Here is an 8,912-nt window from a genome sequence, read left to right as displayed (position 1 = left end):
GTGGGCCGAGTCCCGTTTGGACTTCTCGCGAATATAATTCGTTAAAGCGACATTCATTTCATAGAACATAAACGGCGTCATGAGATAAATTCCGTTAAAATGCTCCATCGCCGTGTCGAGCAGCTCTTTGGCGATCTCGACGCCCATCGCCCGCCCCTCTTCGCCTTGCAGTCCTTCCATCCGCTTGCGGACTTCATCCGACAGCTGGATTCCGGGCACCTCATTATGCAAATATTCGGCGTTTTTGCCGCTGGCCAGCGGCATAATGCCGATGAAGATCGGCACGTCCAAATGCGCCGTCGCCTGCTTGATCGCCACGATCAGCTCCGGATCGTATACTGGCTGGGTCATGATGTAATCGGCGCCGGAAGCGATCTTCTTCTCCAATCGCTCCACCGCTTTGTGCAAATGCTTCACATTCGGATTAAACGCAGCGCCTACGACGAATTTGGCTTTTTGCTTCAAAGGCTTCCCGGAAAAAGAAATCCCTTCGTTCAGCTGCTTGATCATGCGAATGATCTCAAACGACGTCAAGTCGTACACAGAACTCGCTCCCGGCAGATCGCCAAAGCGGGCAGGGTCGCCCGTCACAGCGAGCACGTGGTCGATGCCCAGCGCATCGAAGCCCATCATATGCGATTGTGTGCCGATGAGATTGCGGTCCCGGCAGGCGATATGCACCAGCGGTCTCAAGCCGAGCTGAGATTGGACGAGATGTCCAAGCGCCATGTTGCTCATCCGCGTTACGGCCAGCGAGTTATCTGCCAGCGTGAGCGCATCGATGCCCGCCTCTTTCAAAGCGGCTGCGCCCTCCATGAATTTCCCGATATCCAGGTCGCGCGGCGGGTCCAGCTCAACGATGACGGTATGCCGCTCTTTCACGAGCTCGGTCAAGCTCGGAAGCTTGCGATTCTCCCCGCCGCCGGAAACAGCACCCGTTTCGCTGGAGCCCGCAGGCACCGCATTCGGATGCTCGTTGAGCGATACGCTAGCGGATAGATGCGGTTCAGGCAGCTTCCGTTCCTTCGCCAGCGGCTGAGCGGCATACCCTTCCAAGGCCTTGGCCATGGCGGCGATATGCTCCGGCGTCGTACCGCAGCAGCCTCCGATCAATCTCGCCCCCAAATCGGCAAAAGCACGGGCGCACTCCCCAAAATAATCGGGAGTCGCTCCATATACATATTCTCCATCGATATAGTCCGCCAAACCTGCATTTGGGAAAACGGACATCGGCACGTTGAGCGGCCCCTCCACGTCGTCCATGACACCCATGATTCCTTTTGGACCGGAATGGCAGTTGAAGCCAACCACGTCTGCCCCTTCTTCAACCAGCGCTCCAAACGCCTGCGGAATCGTAAATCCGTCCAGCGTGCGTCCGATTTGATCGACGGCGAACTGGCAAATGACCGGAACATCCGTCAGCTTGCGGGCTTGTCCCAAAGCGATCCGCATTTCCCCAAGGTCGTAAAACGTCTCGAACAGCAGCGCATCCACCCCTTCGCTCAGCAAGGCAGCAATTTGCTGCTCGAAGTATTTCCCGAGCTCTTGGACGGTGACGTTCGCCCGCTTGCCGCCGCGGATGGAACCAACCGCTCCCGCGACATACGCACGTTCGCCCGCCGCTTGCTTGGCGATCCGTACCGCAGCCCGGTTGATGTCCTCCACCTTGGCCTCCAGTCCGAATTTGGACAATTTATAGTAATTCGCCGAAAACGTATTGGTTTCCAGCAGCCGTGCCCCGGCATCGAGATAACGGCGATGGATGTCGCCGATCACGTCGGGGCGCAGCAAATTAAATTCTTCATAAGAAATGCCGACCGGAAAACCCAACTGGTACAAATACGTCCCCATGGCCCCGTCGCCGACAATAATTTCGCGCTCCAAAGTCGTACGCAAATCCGGTTTCATGCTTCTGCCCCCTGACTGCCGTGATGTTATATCGCTGTATGAATCAATCCCGGCGCAAACTATTATCATATTAATTTATCATAAATCGCTCCGATTGATAAGGTATCGTTCCCGAATATCGCTGGCAGTTATCGTAAAAAAAGCCGGGTCCCCGATCAGGGATCCCGGCAATCGTTCCATCCTAATTTAATGAACCTCTTATATTTCGACGCTGCCTTTGTACACCGCTTCGGCCGGCCCCGTCATGTATACATGATTGTCGCGTTCATCCCATTCGATAAACAGGTCTCCGCCCTTGAGTCCAATCCAGGCGGCACGATCCGTCAATCCGTTCAGTACGGAGGATACCAGTGTGGCGCAAGCACCAGTACCGCAAGCCAGCGTTGGGCCCGCCCCGCGTTCCCATACGCGCATCTCCACCCGCTGGCGGTTCGTCACGGTGGCGAACTCTACGTTGATCTTGCGCGGGAAGTACGGATGTACCTCCAGCTTTGGTCCCCATGTCGTCACATCGAAATTCGGCGCATCATCCACATAGATGACGCAATGCGGATTGCCCATAGAGACGGCCGTAAACTTAAATTCCTGGCCGTTCGTCTCAATCGGCTGGCTCACCACCGGATTCTGATTCAGCGTCGTTGGGATCGTCAGGCCGTCCAGGATCGGTTCGCCCATGTCGACCCGCACCGTTTTGACCACACCGTCCTCGACCTGCAAGGTCACTTGCTGAACGCCTGCTCCCAACGTTTCAATCGTTACGCTGTCTTTATCCACCAGACGGTTGTCGTAGACGTATTTGGCTACGCAGCGAATCGCGTTGCCGCATTGTTCAGCTTCCGTGCCGTCTGAATTAATGATCCGCATTTTGAAATCCGCTTTGTCCGACGGGAGAATAAACACCAATCCGTCTCCGCCGACGCCAAAATATCGGTCACACCACCGAATCGCCAGTTCAGATACGTTATCCGGCAGCTGTTGTTCACCATAAAATACGAGAAAGTCGTTACCTAGTCCATGCATTTTTGTAAATTCCATGCTAACCCCACTCCTGCATCGTTGGATGATAGGGTTAGTCTAGCTTTTGCCAGGTTCAAAAGCTATTGATTTTATGCACGAATATTTGTACTTTTCGCGGTGACAAAGGGACGCGGCCCGCTGCTGCGCCGTTTCCGATTGCCTGACCAGACGCTGCCCGCGCCCATCAGGAAGGTCGGAATGCCAGCGGCCACCAGGGTGATCGCCCACTCCCGCGTGCCAAGCGGTACCGTTTTGAAGATCGGCTGCAGCGGTTCAATGTACATTACGCCAAGCAGCAACACAATCGACGACAGGACAGCGGCAACCAGATATTTATTTTGCAAAATATTACGGTGAAAAATCGACCGCGAGCTGCGGCAATCGAACACATGGATCAGCTGCGCCATGACCAGGGTGGCAAAGGCGACCGATTGCGCTTTGACCAGTTGGGCCGGATCCGATGGCGCATAGCGCAGCGTCAACCAAAACGCGCCCAGCGTGCATACGCCGATCAGCACTCCGCGGCTGATGATTTTCCAACCTAACCGGCGGGCAAAAATGTTTTCGTTTGCGCCGCGCGGCTTGTGCTCCATCAAGTCTTTTTCCGGTTGATCGACGCCCAGTGCCATCGCCGGCAAACCATCGGTCACCAGGTTGACCCACAAAATTTGGATCGGCAGCAGCGGCAGCGGCAAGCCCGCCAGCATGGCGAAGAACATCGTCAGGATTTCGCCGACATTGGAGGCCAGCAAATAACGGATGAATTTACGGATGTTCTCGTAAATGCTGCGTCCTTCCTCGATTGCGGCAACGATTGACGTAAAGTTATCGTCGTTGAGGATCAGCGAGGACGCTTCTTTGGAGACGTCCGTGCCCGTCATGCCCATGGCGATGCCGATATCAGCGGCTTTGATCGCCGGCGCGTCGTTTACCCCATCGCCGGTCATCGCCACCACATGCCCGTTCCGCTGCAGTGCCTTCACGATCCGCAGCTTATGCTCCGGCGACACCCGGGAATAGACATAGATGTTGTCTACCTGCTTCTCCAGCTCCTCATCGCTCAGCGCCTCCAGCTGCTGGCCCGACATCGAGGTACCGCCCCGCGGCAAAATCCCCAGATCGGCAGCGATCGCTTCGGCGGTCAGCCCATGGTCGCCGGTGATCATCACCGTTTTGATGCCTGCGCGGCGGCAGACGGTAATCGCGTCCCGCGCTTCGCGGCGCGGCGGGTCGATCATACCGGTCAGACCCACGAAGATCAGCTGCGATTCCACTTGATCTTCATGCTCCGCCCCTTCGGTTGGCTTCAAGTCGCGGTAGGCCAACCCAAGCACGCGGAGTGCACTGCGGGCCATTTGTTCGTTGGCCGCTTGCACTTTCTGCCGGAATGTGCCCGTGAAAGGCACCACTTTGCCATCCCACAGGATATAGGAGCAGCGCTCGAGCAGCATATCCGGTGCTCCTTTGACGAGCGCCATTTTGCCGCCTTGATGGGAGACGATGACGGACATCCGCTTCCGCTTGGAATCAAAAGGAAACTCCAGATCGCGGACATACGTTCCGCTTAAGGCTGCCGGCGTCATGCCCATTTTGGACGCCAGCGTCACCAGCGCCCCCTCGGTTGGATCGCCCTTCAGCTTCCAGACCGATCCGCCTGCAGCGGCGTCCTCCTTCGTCTTGCGGCGGCCGCGCTTCTCCGGATCGTCGTCATAGATGACCGCATTGCTGCACAACGCGCTGATCTGCAGCATCCGGCGCAAGCTTTGGTCATTGCGCAAATCGACGGGCACGCCTTGGTCCAGAATATTGCCAACCGGCTCGTAGCCTTCGCCCGTCACTTCCAGCGATCTGCCTTCCAGCCACAACCGGGTTACGGTCATTTTGTTTTGGGTTAGCGTACCGGTCTTGTCCGAACAGATGACCGTAGCGCAGCCCAGCGTCTCCACCGACGGCAGCTTGCGAACGATTGCTTTGCGTTTGATCATGCGCTGCACACCCAGCGCCAACGCAATCGTCACGATGGCCGGCAGACCTTCCGGTATAGCAGCAACGGCAAGACTCACTCCGGCAAAGAACATGCTGGCGGCCGGCTGCCCTTGCAGAATCCCCAGGAGCACCACAACGACGGTCAAGCCGAGCGCCATATAAATCAAAATTTTGCCGAGCTGCTCCAGACGCCGTTGCAGCGGGGTTTCCTGGACCTCGGTATTTTGAATCAAATCGGCGATTTTCCCCATCTCGGTGTCCATGCCCGTGCGGATCACGATCCCCCGGCCCGTACCGCGGGTGATCATCGTGCCCATGAAGCCGATGTTCTTCTGGTCTCCCAGCGGAACGTCACTTTCACTCAGCACCCCCGCATGTTTGCCCACCGGATGCGATTCGCCGGTCAAAGCGGATTCTTCCACGTCCAGGCTGTTCGTAGATAACCACCGGATGTCAGCTGGAATCCGGTCCCCGCTTTCCAGCAGGACGATATCCCCTGGAACAAGCTCTCTGGCTGGAATGTTCTTGACGACGCCTTGGCGCAGCACATTGGCATGGGGCGCGGACAGCTCTTTTAATGCCCGCAGGGAACGCTCCGCACGGAATTCTTGGATGAATCCAAGCACCCCGTTCAGAATGATGATGGCGATGATTGTGACGGCATCCAGATACTCGCCGAGAAAACCGGAAATCAGCGTGGCACCCATCAGCACCAGCATCATAAAATCCTTGAACTGGTTCAGGAACAGCAGAATCGGGGAGATGCGCTCTCCTTCCTGCAGTTCGTTCCAGCCAAATTCCTCGCGTCTCTTCTGCGCTTCTTCATCGGTCAGGCCCTGTTCACGCGTGACGCCGAAGTGTTGCAGAAGCGCATCACTGCTCCACTGGTGCCAGTTTTTTTGTTCCATCCTCCTTAATTCCCCTTCCGTTTATTATGCAGTATCGGCGTGAAGGCTTTTCCACCTAGGGTAAATGTATTCTAGCCAGTCCCAAATTATCACAGGGGAGCCCTTAAGTTTTTGCCCGAAGTATGGCATCATAGAGGAGGGCTTTCTCGTGAAGCCGCCGCTTTCATACAAAAGTTTCAGAACAGGAGATTATCATAAAATGGCACTCGACGGCATCGTAACCCGAGCGATCGTACACGAATTGCAAACCTGCATCGGCGGTCGCATCAATAAAATACATCAGCCCGCGGAAAGCGACCTCGTCTTTCACCTGCGCACGCAGGCCGGCAATAAGCGGCTCCTACTGTCGGCGAATCCGACGTACCCGCGGGTTCATTTTACGGAAGCCTCGTTTCCGAATCCGCTGGAGGCGCCGATGTTCTGCATGCTGCTGCGCAAGCACTGCGAGGGTGGGACTATCGAAGCGGTGACGCAGGTCAGCATGGAGCGGATCATCCATATCGACGTCCGCACGCGCGATGAGCTCGGCGATTTGTCTATCAAGCGGATCATCATCGAATTGATGGGACGGCACAGCAACATCATCCTGGTCGACCCGGCCACCGGTACCCAGTTGGACGGAATTCATCACGTGACGCCGGCCATTTCCGGCTATCGGATCGTCATGCCCGGCTTCGCCTATACAGCGCCGCCGGAGCAGCACAAGCTTCATCCGCTCGAAGCGGATCGTGCGGCTTTTATGGCCGCCTGGCAAGCGGCAACAGCCGAAGGCAAAGGCACCGGCAGCGGCTGGCTGGTCGATGCCTTCGCCGGGCTGAGCCCGCTGATCGCCGGCGAAATCTATGCCCGCACCGGGGTCAGCGGCGTTGCAGCGGAGATCGGGCTGAATCCGGAGGAAGCGGAGCGGTTATGGTTAGCTTTTGACGGATTGATGGAGGAGGTTCGCAGCCAGAAGTATGCCCCCATGACCGGCGAAAACGCCAAAGGGAAAAGCATCTTCTCCGCCATTCGGCTCACAAGCGCCCACGGGGAGATTCGAACCTATCCTTCGATCAGCGAATGCATGGAGGACTATTACGGGGATAAAGCGCTGCGGGATACGGTCAAGCAGAAAACGAACGACCTGCTGCGCTTCCTGCAAAACGAGCGGAACAAGAACATAAAGAAGCTAACTAACCTGAAGAAAGATCTGAGCGAAGCCGAAGATGCCGAACGTTACCGCATCTGGGGCGAGCTGCTGCTGCCTTCGCTGCATACGATCCGCAAAGGCGACACCAGCGTTGAGTTGGTCAACTACTACGATGAAGCGCAGGGAATGGAGACCATCCCGCTGGATCCGCTGCTGACCCCTTCGGAGAACGCCCAGCGGTACTTTAAGAAGTACAACAAATTCAAAAACAGCCTCGCCGTCATCGAGGAACAGATGAAGCTGGCTAAAGAGGAAATTGCTTACCTCGATGGCTTGCTGCAGCAGTTGAACGATGCGACGTTAAGCGATATCGACGAGATCCGCGAGGAGTTGACCCAGCAGGGATATTTGCGGGACCGGGCCAAACGGGGCAAGAAGAAGAAAAAGAACGACCGTCCGACGTTGCACGTCTATACTTCGTCGGAGGGCATCGAAATTTACGTGGGCAAAAACAATCTGCAAAACGAATACGTCACCAACCGGCTCGGCAAACCCAACGATACCTGGCTCCATACGAAGGATATCCCGGGCTCACACGTGCTAATCCGAAGCGACTCATATGGCGATGCGACGTTAAACGAAGCTGCGCAGCTTGCCGCCTATTTCAGCCAGGCGAAGCAATCAAGCAGCGTCCCGGTGGACTGCACCCTCATCCGCTACGTCCGCAAACCAAACGGCGCCAAGCCTGGCTTCGTCATTTACGACCACCAGCGGACGTTGTACGTCACGCCAGATGAGCAGCTCATTAAATCGTTGCCGAACACAGTGAAGAACGGCTGATGATTGTTGGCAAAGTCTCAAATGTAAAAGTGCAGTTGAACCCCATCCAAAACCGCCGAATTGAATCAGATGCAAAAGTACAGTAGATTCTCAGCTTCACCTGGGGATTTGCACGGATTCACGCCTAACGGACTGCACTTTTACATTTGCCCAATAAAAAACGGTGCTCCAAAAGGGATCATCGATTCATTGACCCTTTGGACCACCGTTTTTTCAGTTTTTCTCAGCCCGTCTGGCCGCCTCCGCCGCCTGTTTCAACCGTTCCACCGTACCCGGCGGTGCCGTGCGTCCACCCAAATCACCGTGAAAAACAACACCCTGCCGCACGCCGTGATAATCGGATCCCCCGGTCACGATAAGCCCGTACTGCTCGGCCATGGCGGCATAACGGATCTCCTCCTCCGCCCCGTGGTCAGAGTGGTACACTTCTATCCCGTCCGGCTTCCCACGCTCCAGGATCGACCGCACCAGCTCGTCGTCCCCGTACAAGCCCGGATGCGCTAACACCGCCGCGCCGCCTCCCTCATGAATCCACGTGATCGCCTCCTCCGGCGATATACGCGGCAGAGAAGCATATCCTGGTTTGCCTTCGGACAAATACCGATCAAAGGCCTCGCGCATATCCGACACGTACCCCTTGCGGACGAGAACATCGGCGATATGAGGCCGGCCCAAGCTTTCACCCGGACGCAGCGGCCGGGCCACCCCAGCCTTCACTTCCTCCATCGTAATCTCAAGGCCTAATTGCTGCAGCTTCGCGATAATTAGGGTATTTCGCTCCTCCCGAACCGACCGAAGCCGGGCCAAGCGCTCCAGAAGGTGTTCATCCTCGAAATTCAGGAAGTACCCCAACACATGGATGTCTTTGCCCCCGGCGCGGGTGCTGATTTCGATGCCGGGGACAACGTCCACGCCAAGCTCCTTCCCGGCCAGCAAAGCCTCCTCAATCCCGGCAACGGTATCGTGATCTGTGATGGCCAAGCCCGTCAGCCCTTTCTCCTTGGCCAGCCTTACGTTTTCCGCCGGCTTATTCATCCCGTCCGAAGCTTGGGTATGTGAATGAAGGTCGTAACGTTCGTTTGCCATATGTGGTTCCATGTTATCCCATCCTTCATTTTCGCAAT

The 8,912-nt window shown here is 56.4% G+C and carries 5 protein-coding genes; 1 reads left to right on the top strand and 4 read right to left on the bottom strand.

Features of this window, described 5'->3' with window-relative positions; genetic code table 11:
* The 3 genes from M3G15_RS18125 to M3G15_RS18115 form a co-directional block, all read right to left on the bottom strand.
* Positions 1–1,908, bottom strand: a 1,908-nt coding sequence (locus tag M3G15_RS18125) for a bifunctional homocysteine S-methyltransferase/methylenetetrahydrofolate reductase (protein ID WP_260071667.1), incomplete at its 3' end; no start/stop codon positions are given.
* A gap of 198 nt (positions 1,909–2,106) precedes the next feature.
* On the bottom strand, positions 2,107–2,943 hold the full coding sequence (gene dapF, locus M3G15_RS18120) for a diaminopimelate epimerase (RefSeq protein ID WP_009225243.1): 837 nt from the start codon (positions 2,941–2,943) through the stop codon (positions 2,107–2,109).
* Positions 2,944–3,014: 71 nt separating this feature from the next.
* Positions 3,015–5,819: a calcium-translocating P-type ATPase, SERCA-type gene (locus M3G15_RS18115; protein WP_260071666.1), complete on the bottom strand. Its 2,805-nt coding sequence runs from the start codon at positions 5,817–5,819 to the stop codon at positions 3,015–3,017.
* Between the two features lie 199 nt (positions 5,820–6,018).
* Between M3G15_RS18115 and M3G15_RS18110 the strand changes: the two genes are divergently transcribed.
* Complete coding sequence (locus tag M3G15_RS18110) at positions 6,019–7,788, top strand: Rqc2 family fibronectin-binding protein (protein ID WP_260071665.1); 1,770 nt, start codon at positions 6,019–6,021, stop codon at positions 7,786–7,788.
* Between the two features lie 213 nt (positions 7,789–8,001).
* Here M3G15_RS18110 and M3G15_RS18105 read toward each other — a convergent pair whose 3' ends face one another.
* On the bottom strand, positions 8,002–8,886 hold the full coding sequence (locus M3G15_RS18105) for a PHP domain-containing protein (protein ID WP_260071664.1): 885 nt from the start codon (positions 8,884–8,886) through the stop codon (positions 8,002–8,004).
* Positions 8,887–8,912: the final 26 nt, after the last annotated feature.

This window comes from Paenibacillus sp. p3-SID1389, assembly GCF_025151705.1.
GTDB classification, from domain to species: Bacteria; Bacillota; Bacilli; order Paenibacillales; family Paenibacillaceae; genus Fontibacillus; species Fontibacillus phoenicis.
This window is presented reverse-complemented; position numbering and strand designations above follow the sequence as displayed.